Consider the following 17,602-nt stretch of genomic DNA (forward strand, 5'->3'; position numbering starts at 1 on the left):
GTTGGGAGGGGCGAGGATGCCTGCGACCGATGTGGAGCCGCTGATGAACACCGCACGTGATCTCGCGATCGTCGCCCTGGAGGCGGGCCAGGACAGACCTGTGGAACAGGGCGATCTGTCGCTCGCGCTCGCGGCCTCCGAGCTGCTCGACCTCGTGGAGGCGGGCGCCCTCGCGGTGGACGGCGACCATGTCGTGCCCGGCGCGCAATCGGCGCCGGTCGACCGCCTGCTGACGGAGGCCGCCGCCACCGCCGTACGACAGGAGCCGTACGAGTCGGTCGAGGACTGGCTGTGGCGTCGAGGTGAGGGGCTCTCCTCTGCGTACGGCTCCGCCCTGGAGCAGGAGGGGCTGACGGCCCGCCCGCGCGGGCTGCGGATCGCCCGGCAGGCCGGACGCGCCGAGCTGGTGGACTCGCCGGAGCGGCACCGCGCCGAGGAGCGCCGGGACTCGGGCGAGCCGGTCTTCGCCGCCCTGGCCGCCGCGGCCGGCATCCAGGACGAACCGGCCGGTGACCCGGCGGACTTCACCGACGACACCGTCACGACCGTGCTGGCGGCCGTCGGGGACGCGGTGATGGAGCTGGAGGCGGTGCGGCAGCGCCGAGCGATCGAGAGCGCCGCCTTCGACAACATCTGGCGGGGCGGGGTGTGAGGGGCAGCGGGGCGTCAGGACGTACGAAGTCAGCACACGTTCACAAGGGCAGGCCGTCCGCCTCCATCCGCTCCACGCGCGCGACGAGTTCGGCCGCCGCGGACTTGATCGTGTCCAGACCGCTCTTCCCCCAGGGCCGCGGCTCCACATCGGCGACGCACACCGTGCCGAGGACCATGCCGCCCCGGTCGACGAGCGGTGCGCCCAGATAGGAGCGGATGCCGAACTCGTCGACGACGGGATTGCCGGCGAACCGCGGATAGTCGCTGACGTCCTCCAGGACCAGCGCCTTGCGCCGCACCACCACATGCGGGCAGAAACCCTGGTCGCGCGCCAGCCGGCGGCCGAGCTCCGGCTGGGGCCCGTCCGCGTCGGCGAGGACCGGCCGGACGGCGGGGACGTGCAGTCCGGCGAAGAACTGCCCGTACTCGTCGAGGAAGTTGACCATGGCGTACGGCGCCCCGGTCACCTCGGCGAGCCGGTCGGCGAACGCGTCGAGCGCGGGCTCCGGGCGCCCTCCCAGACCCAGCCCGTGCAGTCGGCGGGCCCGGGCCGGGGCCTCCTTGTCCTCGGGGGTGAGCAGCAGACGACCGGCGGGACGCACCGGGTCGTAGCTCATCGGCGGGTTCCGGCGCGGTGGGCGAAGGTCATATGCGGCTCCGTGGAGTTGTGGGCGGCAGGGGGAGAAAGGTGGACAGGCGATCACATGTGGGCGCCGTGGCTCGGCGCGGGTGCCGGGGCGTGGGCGATGAGGTGGCGTACGAGGGTCAGCAGGGTCTGGACACCCGAACTGGAGATCCGGGCGTCGCAGCGGATGACGGGGATCTCCGGGGCGAGGTCGATGGCCGCGCGGACCTCCTCGGGGTCGTAGCGGTACGAGCCGTCGAACTCGTTGATCGCGACGATGAATCCGAGGCCGCGCTGCTCGAAGAAGTCGACGGCGGCGAAGCAGTCCTCCAGGCGCCGGGTGTCGGCGAGGATGACCGCGCCGAGCGCGCCCTCCGAGAGCTCGTCCCACATGAACCAGAACCGCTCCTGCCCGGGCGTGCCGAACAGGTACAGCACATGTTCCGGGTCGAGGGTGATACGGCCGAAGTCCATGGCAACCGTCGTCTCGACCTTGTTCTCGATGCCGTCGAGGTTGTCGGTCGCGGCGCTGACCGTGGTGAGCAGTTCCTCCGTGCTGAGCGGGGCGATCTCGCTGACCGCGCCCACGAAGGTCGTCTTGCCTACTCCGAAGCCTCCGGCCACCAGGATCTTGAGTGCGGTGGGGAAGGGGTCAGAGCTGTCGTCGTAGTCCATCGAGCACTGCCTCCAGAAGAGCCCGGTCAGTCGGGTTGTGGTGGAACTCCGGGGGTTTGGTGGTGAGCGCCCCGCAGTCGACGAGGTCCGACAGCAGCACCTTGGTGACCGCGGCCGGCAGCTTCAGATGTGCGGCGACCTCGGCCACCGAGACGGGCGCGCGGCACAGGTCGAGCGCCAGCGTGTGCTCGGGGCCGAGGTAGCCGAGGGGGGTGGCGCCGGTGACCATCACCTGCGACAGGAGGTCGAGCGCGACGGTGGGCCGGGTACGGCCGTTGCTGACCGTGAAAGGCCGCACCAGGCGTCCGGCCGCGTCGTCGAGCCAGGGCCCGTCGCCGGCCGCCGCCACGCTCAAGGCCTCATCACCGGGGACGCCGGGGACTCGACGGCGTGCTGCCGGGGTGCGGTCACCAGATAGGGGCGGACGCTCTTGACCAGCATGGCCATCTCGTAGCCGAGGACGGCCGCGTCGGCCTCGCGGCCCGCGAGCACGGCGAGACAGGTGCCGGAGCCCGCGGTGGTCACGAACAGCAGCGTGGAATCGAGTTCGACGACCACCTGACGGACGTCTCCGCCGTCACCGAAGCGGACGCCCGCGCTGCGTCCGAGGGAGTACAGGCCGGAGGCCAGGGCGGCCATGTGGTCGGCGCTGTCGGTGTCGAGCCCGTGGACCGACTTCACGAGCCCGTCGCAGGACAGCAGGACCGCGCTGGTGGTGTGCGGTACGCGCTGCACGAGGCCGCTCATCAGCCAGTCGAGATCGGATACATGGCCGGTCGGCGCTTCGCTCGCCATGGTGGATCGACTCCTTGAGGTACGAAGGTCTGCGGGAGCGCTGGGGGTGGTGGTGGGGGTGGAGAGGGGGGTGTGGGCGGTGGCAGGGGTGGTCATCCGGCTGATGCGCTCCCGTCGTGCCGGGTGGGGGTGTGGTCGGGGCGGGCATGGGCCGGGCTTGTGTGACCGGGATCGAGGTGACTCGGGGCCGTGGGGGACGGGCCCGTGTCCGTCCGGCCTGTGTCCGTCGGGCCCGTGTCCGTCAGCCTGGGACGGCTCCGATCCGTGTCGGTGATCGGGTCCGTGTGCATGTGCATGTGCATGTGCATGTGCAGTGCGTCCGTGTGGGGCGGCGTGTCCCTGTGCGATGCGTCTGTGTGGGGCGTCTCCCTATGGGCCGCGCCCACGTGCGTCGCCCCCATCGAATACGCGCTGAGGTCCAGGCCTCCGGTGGTCTCCGCTTCCATGTGCTGCTGGGCCTCGGCGAGGCCGATGCCGCGCTGGAAGGCCGCCATGAGCCCCGGGTCGTGCCCGGCGAGGTACTCGGCGTCCGGCCGTGGCGGCGTCGGGCCGTCGCGGAGCTGGGGTGCGATGTGCTCCTGGGCGCGGCGCCGGGGCAGTTGGGGCTTGCCCATGGTGCCGCGGACGGTGCCGGTGCGCGGGGTGGGCGGCATGGCGGCGCTCTGCGCCACCAGCCGCCGGTCGTCGGGCCGGATGCCCGGCACGGCCTCCGCCGGATTGGGCCGCTCCTGCTGGCTGCCGCGCACGGGCAGAGGTACGGCGGGCTCGCCTCCCGCCGCCGCTGCTCCCGAGCCGCGCGGGGCGTCCGGCTGCCGAGCGGGCCGTGCGACGGGACCGTCGCCGGGAACGACCCGCTGCGGCCCGGTGTCTCCGAGGGCTCCCGGCCCAGCCGCTTCCTGCGGATACGGCCGCGGCGGCACGGAGGTGCCCGGCGCACCCGGCACCGGCATGGACGGCCGTACGTCTCCCGCCGTGCCGCGAGCCGATCGCGGCGCCCCGACAGGCGCCGGACCCACACCCGCTCCCCCGCCGCCGGGCCCGGCCGCCCCCGTCCCGTCCGGGGCCCCGGGTACGGCCCCGGGCACACCCGGCTCCGTGCCCAACAACCCTTGCGGTACGACGAGTACGGCCTGGACCCCGCCGTAGATGTTGGTCTGCAGCCGGACGTTGATGCCGTGCCGCCGGGCCAGCTGCGAGACCACGAACAGCCCGATCCGGCCGTCCGCCAGCAGGCTCCCCACGTTGACCTGGTCGGGGTCGGTGAGCAGGGCGTTCATCTTGTTCTGCTCGGCGACGGGCATGCCGAGGCCGCGGTCCTCCACCTCTACGGCGAGTCCGGAGGTGACCAGGTTGGCGCGCAGCAGGACTTGGGTGTGGGGGGCGGAGAACACCGTGGCGTTCTCGACGAGTTCGGCGAGCAGGTGGATGACGTCGGCGACGGCGTGCCCGCGCAGGGTGCCGTCGATGGGCGGGACGAGTTTGACGCGGGAGTACTGCTCGACCTCGGCGATGGCCGAGCGCAGCACCTCGGTCATGGAGACGGGGTGGCTCCACTGCCGGCGTGAGACGGCGCCGCCGAGCACGGCGAGGTTCTCGGCGTGGCGGCGGATGCGGGTGGCGAGGTGGTCGACGTGGAAGAGGCCCTTGAGGAGGTCGGGGTCCTCGATCTCGTTCTCCAGCTCGTCGAGGATGGAGATCTCCCGGTGCACCAGGGACTGCAGGCGCCGGGCGAGGTTGAGGAAGACTTCCAGCTTCTGCTCGCTGCCCGCCTGGCTGGACAGTTGGGCGGCTTGGACGACGGCGGTGACGGCGCCGTCGTGGGCGCGGGTCAGGTCGGCGGCGAGCAGGTCGAAGTCGTCGGCACCGTCGGGCGGGCCGCCGCGCGGGGCGCGCTGGGGCGGCCCGTCGCCGCGCCGCAACGCCTCGACGAGGGCCCGCAGATCGGCCTCGCCGCGTGCGGTGGTGCGGCGCAGGGCGCCGAGGCGGTCGCTGACCGACCTGGCGGCGCGGTCGGCGGCGACGGCGGCGATGAGGATGGCGGCGAGCGCCACCGAGATCGCGCCGGCGAGGACGCCCCAGAAGGTGAGGCCGGGCCGGGCGCCGGTGGAGCGGACGGTGAAGAGGACGGCCGCGGAGGCGGCGAGGGCGACCGCGATGGGCGGCAGCACGGCGAGCCGCAGCAGCTGAGGCCGTATGTGGGTCTCGGTCAGTGTGGTCGCGGGCCGGACGGCCGGCTTCCCGTGCCGACCGCCCTCACGACGGTCGGCGCGTACCGCCGGTGCGCGGAGCTGAGACATCGGAGTCCTCGTGCCGGTCCGGGTACCGGCCCGGTGGGCGGGCTGGTCGCCGGGCGGGCTCCCCTGGCCCCGGCCGGACTGGATCGCCTGTCCTCGGGCTGGTTGCCCCGTCTGTCCACGGCCGGGCCGGCCCGCGACCCCACCGCTGGACGGGTTAGCGGCCCCGCGGCCGGACTGGTTCACGGGCGCGCGGCCGGACTGGTTCGCGGGCCCACGGCCGGGCTCCCGGGGCCCGGTGCGCGTTCCCGCCGGTTCCCGGGTGCGCTCGCCACGGGTGGCACGCACTCCGACGCGGTCGTCGGTCACCGGCTTCCCCCGGCTCCCGGTCGCGGTCGAGCTGGGGGGATCCCCATCGCGTCGACTCCCTCCTCCGGTCTGGTCCTCACGACTCGATGTCGGTCGAGAGCGCCGGGATTCCGTCCCTGCGTCGCCCGACGACCACTCACAGTAGTCGGCAACGCATCATGTGCGGTGGGCAGTTGACAAACTCGTACGGGGAGCGTCCCGCTCTGGTATGAGGGTTCGCACGGGAGCCCGATAAGACCTTCGAGCGGCTGACCATGTTGCATCCAATACCGATCGCCGCTGGTCAGAAACGGCCACATACGAAATCCAGATATTGGGCGCGTCCGATGCACCGGAGCTCCGCTCCCACACCCCGCACCCCTCCCCCGAGGTTCAGCGCCCCCACCCGGCCCCGGTCGAACGACGGCGGCGCCGGCACCGACCGTGACCGTCCGTTGTTTCGGATGCGACTCCTCCGCAGCGGTTTCTGAGGCGATTCCGGCCGAGGGATCCGCTGTGCGACCAGGCGGGTACAGAATGGTGATCGTCGCGCGCCCCGTGAAGTGCCGCGCGCCAGGACCCGGTTGTCCCCTGTCCCGGAGGAAGCGTGCTCCAGTACGAGAAGGAGTTCGACCCCGTCATCGCCGGTCGTTCGTCCACGGAGGCTTCCGCAGCCGGTTACGCGGCCGACGACGAGGTGTACGTCTTCGACGACGAACGGCTGGTGCTCGCGGTCAACGTGGCGCTCAAGACGGGCCGGCCACTCCTGCTGTTCGGGCCTCCGGGCTCCGGGAAGTCGTCGCTCGCGCCCAACGTGGCGCGCGAACTCGGCTGGGGGTACCACGCCCATGTCGTGACGGCCCGCACTGAACCGGAGGACCTGCTCTGGCGGTTCGACGCCATGCAGCGCCTCAACGACGCCCAGGCCAACGCCCTGCAGGTCATGGATAATTACTACACGCCCGGGCCGTTGTGGCGGGCCTTCGAGGAGGGTTCGGACAGGCGGCGCTGTGTGGTGCTGATCGACGAGATCGACAAGGCCGACCCAGATCTGCCCAACAGTTTGCTGGGCCCGCTCGGTTCGTTGTCCTTCACTCTGCCCTGGGACGACAGCCGACAGGTAACGGTCGCCGAAGAACACGCCCCACTCGTCGTCATCACCACCAACGACGAGCGGGAACTGCCACGCCCGTTCCTGCGCCGATGCATCGTCTTCGAACTGCGCCCGCCCTCCCAGCAGCATCTGCTTCGGGTGGCGGAACAGCATCTGGGTGCGCATTACGACAAGCGGCTCGCCGAACTCGTCGCCGACCACCTGCTCGGCATCCGCGACCATCGCGCCCACACCCCGGCGGGCCCGAGCACCGCTGAGTACCTGGACGCCCTGAAAGCCAGCCACCGGCTCCATGTCACGCCCGGTACGCGCGAATGGGACGTGCTGGAGGCCGTCACCCTGCGGAAGCGGGAATGGCGACACACAGTTCCGGACGCCCCACGGGACAGCGCACACGACACCTCCGGACGCAGGCCATGAGCACCCGGGGCGAAGTTTTTCTCGGCGACCTGGTGAAGTCCGTGGCGCTGTTACGGCCCGGCGACCGGGAGACGTCCGAGGCCATCGCACACCTCCTGGGATTCGAGACGACGGTCCCGGTGGTCGACCCGCCGCCCGCCCCACCCACGGCAAGAACACCGCCGCCTCCTGTCACGGTGGCCCCGCAGCACATCACCGGGCCCGAGAGCCCGCCGTGGACACGCCCAGCACCCGCAGACGCCGCGCCGCCGCTCCGTTCTGCCCTGCCCGAGCATCCTGACCTGGCACCCCGTCTTGCTGAGCGCCCGCTCGACTTCGCCCTGTCCCGCATCTCGCAGCCCGGCGAGGATGACGAGAAGCGAGCGCCATCAGAGGGCCGCCCCACCTCGAGCCCCCACTACGACGGGTCCGACGAGGGTGTGCTCCCGACGGTGCCCGACCCGCCCTGGACGCCGGAGTGGGCGCGCGGGGTGATGGTCGCCGTCGTCTCCGCACCCGTGGCGAGCCGTCGGCTCGACCAGCGGGTCCTGATGCGGAAAGTGTCCAGGCAGCAGGCGATGCGGTCGGTGCCGTGGCAGCGCCGCCCCAGCACCCGGCGCGGCGTTCAGTTGCTGCTCGACCACAGCGCGGGCATGGCCCCCTTCCAGGACGACCGGCGATGGCTGCGCGCCCTGCTGGAGAGCGTCGCCGGACGAGACCGGGTCGAGGTACTGCGGTTCACCGGGTCGCCGTTACGCGGCGTGGTGCGCACGGCCGGCACCGCGCCAGAGGTCTACCGTCCGCCCGCCCCGGGCACCCCGGTCGTCCTCGTGTCGGACCTCGGCCGGGTGAGACCGCCCTTCACCGGTGGTGCGTCGGCCCGTTTCGACGAATGGCTGGACTTCATCGACGGCGTACTGCACGCCGGGTGCCCTCCCGTGTGCGTCTCACCATTTCCGGCGCGGGTGTACCCGCGATCGGTCCGCGGCAGAGTAGCCCTGATCCCGTTCGACCGGCGGATCTCGCTGCGGCACGCGCGGGAGGCGACCCGGGCGGTCCATCGTCTGCTGGAAGAGCGGTCGTGACGTATTACGCTGCGCTGATCACGGAGTTGACGGAACACCGGCCCGACGTCGTTGAACTGGCCGGCTGTCTCTCGCTGGCCCTGAGCGTCGACCGGGCCTTCCTGCGGCGGGCCCGACTGCGGTTCCTGCCCCGCACGACGGCCGGGGTCGAGGCGGAGCTGTGGTTCTCTCCCCTGGTGGAGACGGCGGGTCGGCAGGCGTTGCTGCTCGATCCCGAAGCAGCAGAGTATCTACGGGTGGAACTCGCCCGCCAGAAGCCGGAGTTACTGCGGGAGATACGGGCCTTCACCGCGACCGAGCATGTGCACGCCCCGCTCGTCGTACGCCTGTACGAAGACCTTCTGTGGTCCGGCCTCGATCCGGCGGGCGTCGAGGAGGCCGGAATTGACCGGCAGGCCGAGCGGATCCTGCGGGCGGTGTCCGGGCAGGGCGCAAGCGCCTCGGCCGCTGACGACATGGGGCGGTGGGTGTTGCACTACGCTCACCGGGTCCCCGACCGCCTGCTGCGGCGGGACACACTGTGGAGCATCCAGGTCGCGGCCTGCGAGCGTCTCGGGCTCGAACCGCCCGAGGCGCCGCTGCGGGCGGAGATCACCGCACGGGCACGCGCCTGCGTGCAGGAAGTCCTGCCGGTCGGCGTGACGGTCCGCTCCGATGGCATCGTCCTGAGCCGACCTCCCGCGCCCGGGGCCCGTCTGCTCCACGCCGGCGGCACCCGGCACAAGGTGCGGCTGGACGTGCGTGGCGCGTTGTCCCACACCAACGAACCGATCCGTCTGGAGCTGCCCGCGGGCCAGAGCGTGCACCTGCCGTTCACGGTGGTGCAGCGCCTCGGCCCAGACGGCGGCGTGCGCATGACCCTCAGCCACCCGGGCACGGCACGCGACATCGCGGTCTCCGACCACCTCGGCTCGGGGCCCGGCGCGGCACACTGCGCGGTGCTGCTGCCCGACGGCACCATCGTGCTGCACGACGGGGACGGCGCGGAGAACGGCCGTATCCCGGCGGACGGACCGCAGGACGCACGCAGTCGCGTGCTGCTGTCCGCCGACGGGAGCGAGGTGTCGTACCTCCAGTACGGCGAGGACGTGGAGCGACTCCTGGCCCCGGGCTCCCGTTACATACCGGCCCTGCCCAGAGAGTTGCAGCACTCGGACCAGGCGGACGGATCGGCCCCGTTCCCGGCGTCCGCCCGGATCGCGCAGGCGTACACCGATGGCCGGATCACCGTGGCACCCCGGGAGGGCGGTTCGTCGGACGCCCGGGTCATCGGCCAGGTCCCGTGGCGGGTGTCCTGCCTCGCGGTCAGCGACGACGAGCGGTGGGTCGCGGCCGTCGGCAACGACTCCCTGCTGCTGGAGCTTCCCGTGGGCCCAGGCCTACGGCCCCGGGAGACCCGGCTGGCCTTCTGCGCCACCTGGGTCTCGGCCTGCTCCGACGGCAGCTGGGTTGTCGTCGGCCACGGCGGGCCGGTGGAACTGCACACGGAGGACGGCTCCGGCTACCACGTCGTGCCGGACCTCGAACGGGCCGCCGACACCGCAGTCCCCGCTTGGAGCGTGGGCCGCGTCCTAGTCGAGGCCGACGAGCAGCAGGTGCGGGCCCTACGCCGACTGCCCGGCGTGGAATGCCTGTTGATCCGCCCGAGAGGGATGCTCGCGGAGGAGGCCGAGGGGTTCACCGACCGGCTGACTGCCCTGCGCCGAGGCGGAGTACGTGTCGTCGTCGGCATCGACCTGGCCGGCCTGGCCGAGGAAGATGTCCTGGGCGTCGTACGACGGTGGCTCGACGAGGACGTCGACGGGCTGGCCTTCGCGGCCGGCGCCGAACTCACCGAGGTACTGCTGGATGACGTCCGACACTTGGCGGACGGCTACGACGACCGTCTGCTGGTGTGGGATCACGAACATGGCGGACCGCATGTGGCGCCTGCGGCTTCCCTTGTCTCCGTACTCGGGTTCGCGCTGCGCAGCCGGACCGTGCCGGGTGCCTTCGACGAGGCTATGGCACAGCTCAGGAGCGCGATCGCCAGCATCTTCGCCAACGCCGAGGCGGCCGCCTTCCAGTGGGGGCTCGTTCTGTCCCCGGCGGTGCCGGCTGCCCAGCGGAGTCTGGCCGCAGCGACCCTGCTGTCCCTGCCTGGCTGTCCCGTGCTGCCGGGCGACCTCGTCCTCCAGGAGAACGCCCACCGGCTGTCCCGATTGCTGGAACTCCGCCGCAACCATCTCGCACTGCGGCGGGGCGGTTGTGACGTCGTCGACGTCGGCACACCCAACGTGCTCGCCGTGCTGCGCCGATATCAGGACGACGTACTCCTGTGTCTTGTCAACGTGGCGCAGACTCCGGCCCAGGCGGTGGTGCGTACGGCGGAAACGACCCGACTGCAGGACGCCTTTGACAGCTCGCTCCTCCCTGCGGCCCACGAGACGACGGTCCTCATGTATCCGGGAGCCGTCCGCTGGTTCCGGCTGCTCACCCCGTAGGCACATATATCAACGACCCGTCCGCAGGAGCCCGTTCATGGCACGGCCCAGAATCTTCGTCAGTCACAGCTCAAGCGAGCGCCGCTGCGCCGAGCGGGGCTGCGCGTGCGTCACGCACCGGGAGGCGGTGACGGCGCTGCTGGACGAGCTGGGCTGTGACGCCGTGGTCGATCGTGGCGTGCTGCGGGCCGGCGACCAGTGGCATGCCAAACTGATGCGCGAACTGGCCTGCTGTCAGGGCATGGTGCTTCTGATATCGCCGCACGCCCTCGACTCGTACTACGTGTTCGAGGAGGCGATGCTGTCGATGTTCCTGTGGGAGGTGACCGAGGAACGGTTCCTCGTCCTGCCGGTCATGCTGCCCGGGGCGGGCCGCACGGAGCTCCAGCGGAGCCGGATGGGGAAGCTGGATCTCGGTCGGCTCGACATGGTCGACTGGACCGCTGCCGCCGCCCACACTCCGCCTGGCAAACTGGGCGAACGGCTGCAATCGTTGGTGGAGCGCCACGGCTCGCTGCCCTATCCGCTCGTGACCGAGTATGTCGCGGCTCGCGTCGAGGACGTCTCCGCGGCCACGTTGTCGGACATCGCCCGCGAACTGGGCGTGGCCCACCTGGCTTACGCCCACGACCACACCAACTATGTCGTCTCGGCAGGCCTGTTGAGCGAGCGCCCGGTGGCAGGGGTGGGTGCGGCGTGCGCGATGCGCACCGCTCTGCATCGGCTGCTGCCCGCCCTGCGCCAGGAGGACCGCCGGGAGATCCTCGACGTGGTTGTTCCTTTCGCCCGCGTTCCGGCGGCGGCGGCGCAGGAGTTGCGGGACCTGTGCGCCGCGGCGCCGGAGGGGCGGGTGGCTCTGCTGTCGGCGCAGCGGACGGAGACGGCGCAGATGTACGTGCGCAGGGCCAGCGAACTGCCGCTGCCCTGGCCGATGTGCACGCCGGTGCCACGGCCGGGCATGGACTTCGTGGACAGTGTGATCGCCGAGATCCGCGACTTCCTGGAGAACGAGTTCGACGTCGTGGACGACGAGGTGCACGCCTGGCTGGCCCTGCAGGAGGCGGAGTCCGGCCCCGTCACCATCGTGCTGGGCGTGCAGCCCGACCCCGAGATGGTGCGGCGGCTGTTGACCGAGTTCCCAAAGCTGCTGTTCCTGTTCGCCCACGGCCGGGCTGACGCGGTCGCGGAGTCAGCGGGACACACCCGTCTGACCTCCCTGACGCCGGGACAGGAGCGGGAATTGCGGCAGACCTACCGGCAGTTCTTCAGCCAGTGGATCCGGGCGTGACGCGTACCCGCACACCAGGGAGGTAGCGGCGCAGGGCCTCCAGATCCGTGTCGCCGTAGGGCAGGCGGTCTCGCCAGGACAGTTCGCGCAGTTTCTTGGCCCGCCCGAGCGTGGCCAGGGAGGAGGGTCGGACCGCCGAGTCCACTTCGATGAACATGACGCCGGTCTTAGCTGCTCCCGTCAGGTCCATGAGAGCGGTACACCCGGTCATGGCGAGGGAGCGGAGCCGCTCGCAGGCCTGCAGGGCGTCGAGCGACTGGACCACCGTGTTGTCGGCGATCAGCAACGTCCGCAGATCGGGCAGCTCCCGCAGGAAGCCGAGGTCGGCGATGTCGCCTCGACAGACGAGGCGGTGGACACGGGTGAGGTCCGCAAACCGGGTGATCTGCTCGGCGGAACTGATCTCCACGGCTCTGGCAGGCACGGGGCCCAGGCCGGAGCGAGTCGGCCAAGCGCGGACGAAATGCCCCTGCATCGCCGGTCTCTGCGGGAGCCACGTGTGGGCGGGGGCCTCGGGGAAGTCCTGGACGGCGGACCGTTCAGGGAGCGCCCGGGCGGTGCGTCGCTCCGGCACTATCTCCCGGACCTGCGCACGCCGGTCCGCCGCCGAGCGGGACCGCTTCTCCTCGTACATCTGCAAGTCCGCCGCCCGCAGGATCTCTTCGTCCGACTTGCCGCAGGACGCCCAGGCGCTGCCGAGGCTGGCACCGACGCGTACGAGGCGCCCCTCGACCCACATCGGCACCTCAAGGGCGGCCCTGAGACTGTCCTGTACGGCCGGCAGCCGGGCCGCGGTGAGTCCATCGACCAGTACGACGAACTCGTCACCGCCGTAACGGGCCACGGCGTCGCCGTCCTGCCTGCCGTGTCTCAGCCGTCGGCCGACCTCGATGAGGACAGCGTCTCCGGTGCCGTACCCGAAGCGTTCGTTGACCTCGGCCATCCCGTCGAGGTCGCAGAAGAACACCGCCAGGCCCCGTGTCCGGTCATCCCCGCTCCCCTCGGGGGCGACCGTGTGGTGGTGGAGACCCTCCTCGTGCGGGTTTCCACACAGGCGCGCGGCCAACCGGAATCGCAGTTCGGTCATGTTCAGCAGCCCGGTCAGCGGGTCACTGGTGGCACTGCGCGTGAGGCGCAGCTCGCGGCGCTTGCGGTCCTCGATGTCCTCGACGTGAGTGAGCAGGAAGCGTGGCCCGTCGGCGATGTCCGCAACCACGGAGTGCCGCAGCCAGACCCAGAGATGGGTACCGTCCTGGCGGCTGAGCCGCACCTCTGCCCGACCGCCGTCGGTGGACGAGTGCAGCAGGATCGCCATGTCCTCGGGGTGGACGAGTTCGGCGAAGGACAGTCGGCACATCGCGGAGGCCGACCGCCCGAGCATGCGGCACAAGGCGTCGTTGGCGCGCACGATCCGGCCGTGTGGCTCACCGTCCAGCTCGGCCAGGGCCACGCCGGATGGGGCGTACTCCATGGCCTGCCGGAAGCTCTCCTCGCTGGCCCGCAGCGCCTGTTGCTCCGTCTCCCGCCGGACCAGAGCGACCTGCATGTCACCGCGCAGGCGAACGTTGCTGATGCCTGCGGCCGCCTGCAGGGCGTACATCTGCAATGCCTCGCGCCCCCAGGAGCCGGGGCGGCGGTCATTGAGCGGACGGTCCACCGACAGCACGCCGATCAGCTCGTTCTGCGCACCCGGCCGGTACAGCGGCGCGAAGAGCCGGTCGCCAGGCCGCCAGCCGTCCGGAAAGGGCAGCACGGGCTCGTCGCCGTACCGCGGCAGGTCTCCTTCGAGGAACAGCCGGCCTTCGGGAAACGGCACGAAGCGCAACTCGCCCCAGGCCTCGCCCGCGCTCAGGCGGCTGTCCCAGGTCTCGCGGGAAGTCGTGATCCCCTCCCGGGGCAGCTCCTGGGGATCGGTGCCCGCTACCGCGGCGACGACGAGGTCCCCGTCCGTCTGCACGAGATGGACGCTGCTCAGTCCATATCCCAGGCTCGCGACCAGACCGTCTGCGATGGTCTGCACGATGTCGGCCAGGCTGCGCGCCGTGTTCATGTCGGCCATGGCCTGCTGCAGCTGCCGCAGCGACTTCAGACGGACGTACGGCTCACTCTCGGTTTCTATCGGTCCGCTCACCCCGCCCGACGGGCTGCCGTCGCTCTCCACGGAGGCCCCCCAACTCCCCTGTTCCCCTCTGAGTGGTCAGGATAGGGCGTGCGAACGAAGGAGACTGCCGCCGTAACTGCAGGATCGGTCGACGGTTTGGCGTCTCGTCTCGGCCGAGCGGATCAGCCCGCCGGAACCGCCTCCGGCTCCCCGCTCCCCTCGCTCCTGCCCTCCCCCTCCGGTTCCGCCGCGTCCTCCTGCGCCCGCGCCGCCCCCTCGGACGTCGCCTTGATCGCGGCCTCGGTGACCAGTTCCGCCGTCGGCCAGCCCCCGGAGGGTGCCGTGGCGACCCCGCGCCACCACGGAGCCACCGGCACGCCCTCGCCCGTCGGCTCGAACGGCTCACCCGGCTTCGGCAGGGCGATGCGCGTGCCCTCCGCTCGGGCCGCCGCGATGGTGCCCTCCCCCGGCTCCGCCCACGCGTGCGTGGCCAGGTTGAAGGTGGCCCAGTGGATCGGCAGCATCAGACCGGTCGACGGGCCGCCCTGGAGGTCGAGGTGGGCGCGCATGCCCTCCGCCGGCGTCATGTGGATGTCCGGCCAGAAGTCGCTGTACGCGCCGATCTGGATCATCGTGGCGTCGAACGGGCCGTGCTCGGCGCCGATCTCCTTGAAGCCGTCGAAGTAGCCGGTGTCGCCGCTGTGGTAGACCCGGTGGGCCTCCCCCTCGACGACCCAGGACGCCCAGAGCGTGTGCTGTGTGTTGCGCAGACCGCGGCCGCAGAAGTGGCGGGCCGGAGTGGCGGTGAGGGTGAGGCCGCCGACCTTGGTCGCCTCGTTCCAGTCCAGCTCGCGCAGCCGGTCGGCGGAGACGCCCCAGTGTTCGAGGTGGGCGCCGACGCCGAGCGGCACGGCGAACAGGGTGTCCGTGCCGGCCAGCGCCTTGATCGTGGGCGTGTCGAGGTGGTCGTAGTGGTCGTGGGAGATGACGACCACGTCGACCGGGCCGAGCGCGGCGAGCGGCAGGGGCACCGGGTGGAGCCGCTTGGGTCCCACGAAGGGGAACGGGGAGCAGCGCTCGCCCCAGACCGGGTCGAAGAGCACCCGGTGGCCGTCGATCTCGGCGAGCACGCTGGAGTGGCCCATCCAGGTCAGCCGCAGCCCTGTGACGGGCGGCTTGGAGATGTCGGCGAGGGTGGTCGGGTGCACCGGGATCGTGCCCTTGGGTGAGCGGAGCGGCCGCTCCTCCTTGTCGAAGAAGACCTTCGCGAACTCCAGCGTCGAGCCCGAGGGCCGGATCCGGGCCTCGCCCCCGGGGTTCTGGAAGACCCCGTCCTTGAAATGGGGCGACCTGCGGATGCGGGCGAGGCGCTCACCGCTCGGGTCCACGCCGAAGGCATCGGGCTGCAGGCTGCGGAGCCCGGAGCTCAGGGAGCCGAAAACGGACACGGTACCTCCAGGTGGAGTCGGTGAGACTTCCATTATGGTCGGCCTCTCCGACAATCCCCGGAACACCCTGGTCACGGCTGCGTGAACGGCACCTCGGCCGCGCCCCACGCCGTGACGTCCACCTCGTCGCCGACCGCCACCTTCCCCTGCCGCAGCACGGAGAACTTCACGCCGAACACCGTGCCGGCGGCTCCGCGCCGGTATCCGGCCAGGCTGCGGATGGGTTCGGGGCCGTCCTTGGCGCCGCGTTCCTGGTCCACCAGGGTGACGGCACAGCGGACGGCGAGCTTCGCGTAGGCCAGTTCGGTGTCGCCGATCCGTATGCGGTGGGCGCGGTCCTCGGTGTGCGGGACGTCCCAGCCGCCGATCACGATGTTGGGGCGGAAGCGGTTCATGGCCAGGGGTTCCGCGCCGCGTTCGGCGAGCTTTCCGTTGAGCAGGTCGAGGCTGGACCGCGACAGGACGTGCAGGGCGCCGCTGTCGGCCCAGCCGGCGGTTCCCGGCGTCCGGCCGTCGGTCACCCGGTCGTGCTCCGGCGGCACCCGCACGAGCCGGCTGGGGGCGCCGAGCACCTCGGAGAGCCACCGCGCGACGGTGTCGCCCTGGTCGATGCCCCGGTACGGCGTCCCGAACAGCTCGACCGGTCGCCGTACGCCGGTGGTGTCGACGTCGACGGCCACCTCCCCGTGGTCCGGCGCCCGGAGCGTGAGCCGCTCACCGGCCGCGTCGATGCCCGGCAGGATCAGCGCCAGCCCCGGATGGCGCCGCTGCGTCCGGAACACCCCCTCCTCGCTGACGACCATGAAGGAGCGGTCATGGGCGAGACCCGCCGGCGTCACCACCGCCTCGCTCGCCGAGATCCCGGCGCACCCCTTCACCGGGTAGTACGTCAACTCGACGACCTTGACCATGCCCGCCCCCTCCGACGATCAATACGTTCCCAAAAGGAACCTATCGAGGGCGACCACTACTCCGTCAATCGCGTTTCCCACGAATTGACAGCGACTGATACATGTCAAGAAGATACTGACCCTTCATTCAGTAATCCCCAGGAGCCCCTATGACCACCCCCCTGCTGTCGCTCACCTGGACCGACCACGTCACCGGGCGCCAGGGCTTCCTGGTCGTCGACCGGCTGGTGCGCGGAGTCTCCAGCGGCGGGCTGCGGATGCGCGAGGGCTGCACCCTGGAGGAGGTCACCGGGCTCGCCCGCGGCATGACCATGAAGGAAGCCCTGCACTACAACCCCCAGGGCCGATACGTCCCGCTGGGCGGCGCCAAGGGCGGCATCGACTGCGATCCCCGGGACCCGGCGGCGTACGACCTGCTCGTGCGGTTCCTGCGCGCGATGCGACCGTACGTAGAGAGCTTCTGGACCACGGGTGAGGACCTCGGCCTGACCCAGGACCTGGTGGACCGGGCGGCGGCCGAGGCGGGGCTCGTGTCGTCGATCCAGGCCGTCTATCCGCTGCTGGACGACGAGAAGGCGGCCCGCAAGCGGCTCGAGGACGCGTTCGCCGTAGAGGTGGACGGCATCGGGCTCGACGAACTGGTCGGCGGCTGCGGAGTCGCCGAGTCGGTGCTCACGGCCCTGGACCGGGCCGGGGTGCCGTACACCGGGACGCGGGTCGCCGTGCAGGGGCTCGGCACGATGGGCGGGGCCACCGCGAGGTTCCTCGCGCGCGCGGGTCTGACGATCGTCGCCGTCGCCGACATCAAGGGAACGATCGCCAACCCCGACGGCCTGGACGTCGAGGCGCTGCTCGCCGCGCGGGACGCCTACGGCAGCGTCGACCGTGCCGTGCTCCGGCCCGGCGACCGCGAACTGCCGGGCGACGCCTGGCTGTCCACCGACGCGGAGGTGCTGGTGCCGGCCGCCGTGTCGTACGCGATCGACGCCGCGAACCAGGAGCGCGTCACCGCCCGTTGGATCGTCGAGGCGGCCAACATGCCCGTCCTGCCCGCGGCCGAGGCGCTGCTGGCCGCGCGGGCCGTCACCGTGCTGCCGGACGTGGTCGTGAACTCCGGCACGAACGCCTGGTGGTGGTGGACCCTGTTCGGCGACATCGGTGCCGACGCGGACGAGGCGTTCAGCCACACCCGCCGCTCCATGCGCGCCCTGGTCGAGCAGATGCTGGCCCGCGCGGAGGCCGACGGGACGTCCCCGCGCGCCGCCGCCCACGCAATCGTCGCGGACCGGCTGCCGGCGATCGCCGAGCGGTTCGGGTGGTACCGGTAGGGGTCCGGGGGGCGCGTCTCCCACGCACCGGCACTGGTACCGACAGACGGAGACCGCGCCTCCCCGCGCACCAGCACTGGTACCGGTAGGAGCGGAGGTCTCGCCTCTCCGTCC

General features: G+C 71.6%; 13 protein-coding genes and 1 pseudogene. 6 read left to right on the forward strand and 8 right to left on the reverse strand.

From position 1 onward, the window contains the following. Window positions 1-43 precede the first annotated feature (43 nt). Window positions 44-652 carry a GPP34 family phosphoprotein gene (locus ACFUO4_RS06080; protein WP_383482328.1) on the forward strand — a complete coding sequence of 203 codons (609 nt, stop codon included), beginning with the start codon at window positions 44-46 and terminating at the stop codon, window positions 650-652. A 40-nt stretch (window positions 653-692) separates the two neighbouring features. On the opposite strand, the gene ACFUO4_RS06085 is transcribed toward ACFUO4_RS06080, so the two are convergent. The 5 genes from ACFUO4_RS06085 to ACFUO4_RS06105 form a co-directional block, all read right to left on the reverse strand. Next, window positions 693-1,271 carry a GAF domain-containing protein gene (locus ACFUO4_RS06085; RefSeq protein ID WP_079308413.1) on the reverse strand — a complete coding sequence of 193 codons (579 nt, stop codon included), beginning with the start codon at window positions 1,269-1,271 and terminating at the stop codon, window positions 693-695. An 83-nt stretch (window positions 1,272-1,354) separates the two neighbouring features. Beyond that, the gene (locus tag ACFUO4_RS06090) at window positions 1,355-1,954 is read right to left on the reverse strand and encodes an ATP/GTP-binding protein (protein ID WP_079308412.1); all 600 of its coding nucleotides are present in this window, start codon (window positions 1,952-1,954) and stop codon (window positions 1,355-1,357) included. Beyond that, window positions 1,932-2,303, reverse strand: coding sequence for a DUF742 domain-containing protein (locus ACFUO4_RS06095; protein WP_079308411.1), 372 nt, complete (start codon window positions 2,301-2,303; stop codon window positions 1,932-1,934). Before ACFUO4_RS06095 ends, ACFUO4_RS06090 begins: the two co-directional genes overlap by 23 nt. 2 nt (window positions 2,304-2,305) lie before the next feature. Then, entirely contained in the window at window positions 2,306-2,749 is a 444-nt protein-coding gene (locus ACFUO4_RS06100; protein ID WP_059194969.1) for a roadblock/LC7 domain-containing protein, read from the reverse strand. A gap of 92 nt (window positions 2,750-2,841) precedes the next feature. After that, on the reverse strand, window positions 2,842-5,046 hold the full coding sequence (locus ACFUO4_RS06105) for an ATP-binding protein (RefSeq protein WP_383480336.1): 2,205 nt from the start codon (window positions 5,044-5,046) through the stop codon (window positions 2,842-2,844). Between the two features lie 892 nt (window positions 5,047-5,938). On the opposite strand from ACFUO4_RS06105, the gene ACFUO4_RS06110 reads away from it, so the two are divergent. From ACFUO4_RS06110 to ACFUO4_RS06125, 4 genes are read left to right on the forward strand one after another with little or no spacing between them, the layout of a single operon-like run. After that, the gene (locus tag ACFUO4_RS06110) at window positions 5,939-6,865 is read left to right on the forward strand and encodes an AAA family ATPase (protein ID WP_383480338.1); all 927 of its coding nucleotides are present in this window, start codon (window positions 5,939-5,941) and stop codon (window positions 6,863-6,865) included. Further along, entirely contained in the window at window positions 6,862-7,929 is a 1,068-nt protein-coding gene (locus ACFUO4_RS06115; RefSeq protein WP_383480340.1) for a hypothetical protein, read from the forward strand. Before ACFUO4_RS06110 ends, ACFUO4_RS06115 begins: the two co-directional genes overlap by 4 nt. Next, window positions 7,926-10,412 (forward strand): hypothetical protein, encoded by a 2,487-nt coding sequence (locus ACFUO4_RS06120; RefSeq protein ID WP_383480342.1) that lies wholly within the window; start codon window positions 7,926-7,928, stop codon window positions 10,410-10,412. Before ACFUO4_RS06115 ends, ACFUO4_RS06120 begins: the two co-directional genes overlap by 4 nt. Before the next feature lie 37 nt (window positions 10,413-10,449). Then, the gene (locus tag ACFUO4_RS06125; RefSeq protein ID WP_079308407.1) at window positions 10,450-11,700 is read left to right on the forward strand and encodes a toll/interleukin-1 receptor domain-containing protein; all 1,251 of its coding nucleotides are present in this window, start codon (window positions 10,450-10,452) and stop codon (window positions 11,698-11,700) included. A 589-nt stretch (window positions 11,701-12,289) separates the two neighbouring features. Here ACFUO4_RS06125 and ACFUO4_RS06130 read toward each other — a convergent pair. The 3 genes and pseudogenes from ACFUO4_RS06130 to ACFUO4_RS06140 all read right to left on the reverse strand — a co-directional run. Next, window positions 12,290-13,819, reverse strand: a pseudogene (locus tag ACFUO4_RS06130) (diguanylate cyclase domain-containing protein); the annotation flags it as partial. A gap of 164 nt (window positions 13,820-13,983) precedes the next feature. Further along, window positions 13,984-15,249: an MBL fold metallo-hydrolase gene (locus ACFUO4_RS06135; RefSeq protein ID WP_383480344.1), complete on the reverse strand. Its 1,266-nt coding sequence runs from the start codon at window positions 15,247-15,249 to the stop codon at window positions 13,984-13,986. A gap of 71 nt (window positions 15,250-15,320) precedes the next feature. Then, window positions 15,321-16,160 carry an MOSC domain-containing protein gene (locus ACFUO4_RS06140; protein WP_383480346.1) on the reverse strand — a complete coding sequence of 280 codons (840 nt, stop codon included), beginning with the start codon at window positions 16,158-16,160 and terminating at the stop codon, window positions 15,321-15,323. Between the two features lie 149 nt (window positions 16,161-16,309). On the opposite strand from ACFUO4_RS06140, the gene ACFUO4_RS06145 reads away from it, so the two are divergent. After that, window positions 16,310-17,488 carry a Glu/Leu/Phe/Val dehydrogenase dimerization domain-containing protein gene (locus tag ACFUO4_RS06145; protein ID WP_383480348.1) on the forward strand — a complete coding sequence of 393 codons (1,179 nt, stop codon included), beginning with the start codon at window positions 16,310-16,312 and terminating at the stop codon, window positions 17,486-17,488. The last annotated feature ends 114 nt before the right edge of the window (window positions 17,489-17,602 follow it).

Source organism: Streptomyces sp. NPDC057280 (genome assembly GCF_042668605.1).
In the GTDB taxonomy this organism is placed as follows: domain Bacteria; phylum Actinomycetota; class Actinomycetes; order Streptomycetales; family Streptomycetaceae; genus Streptomyces.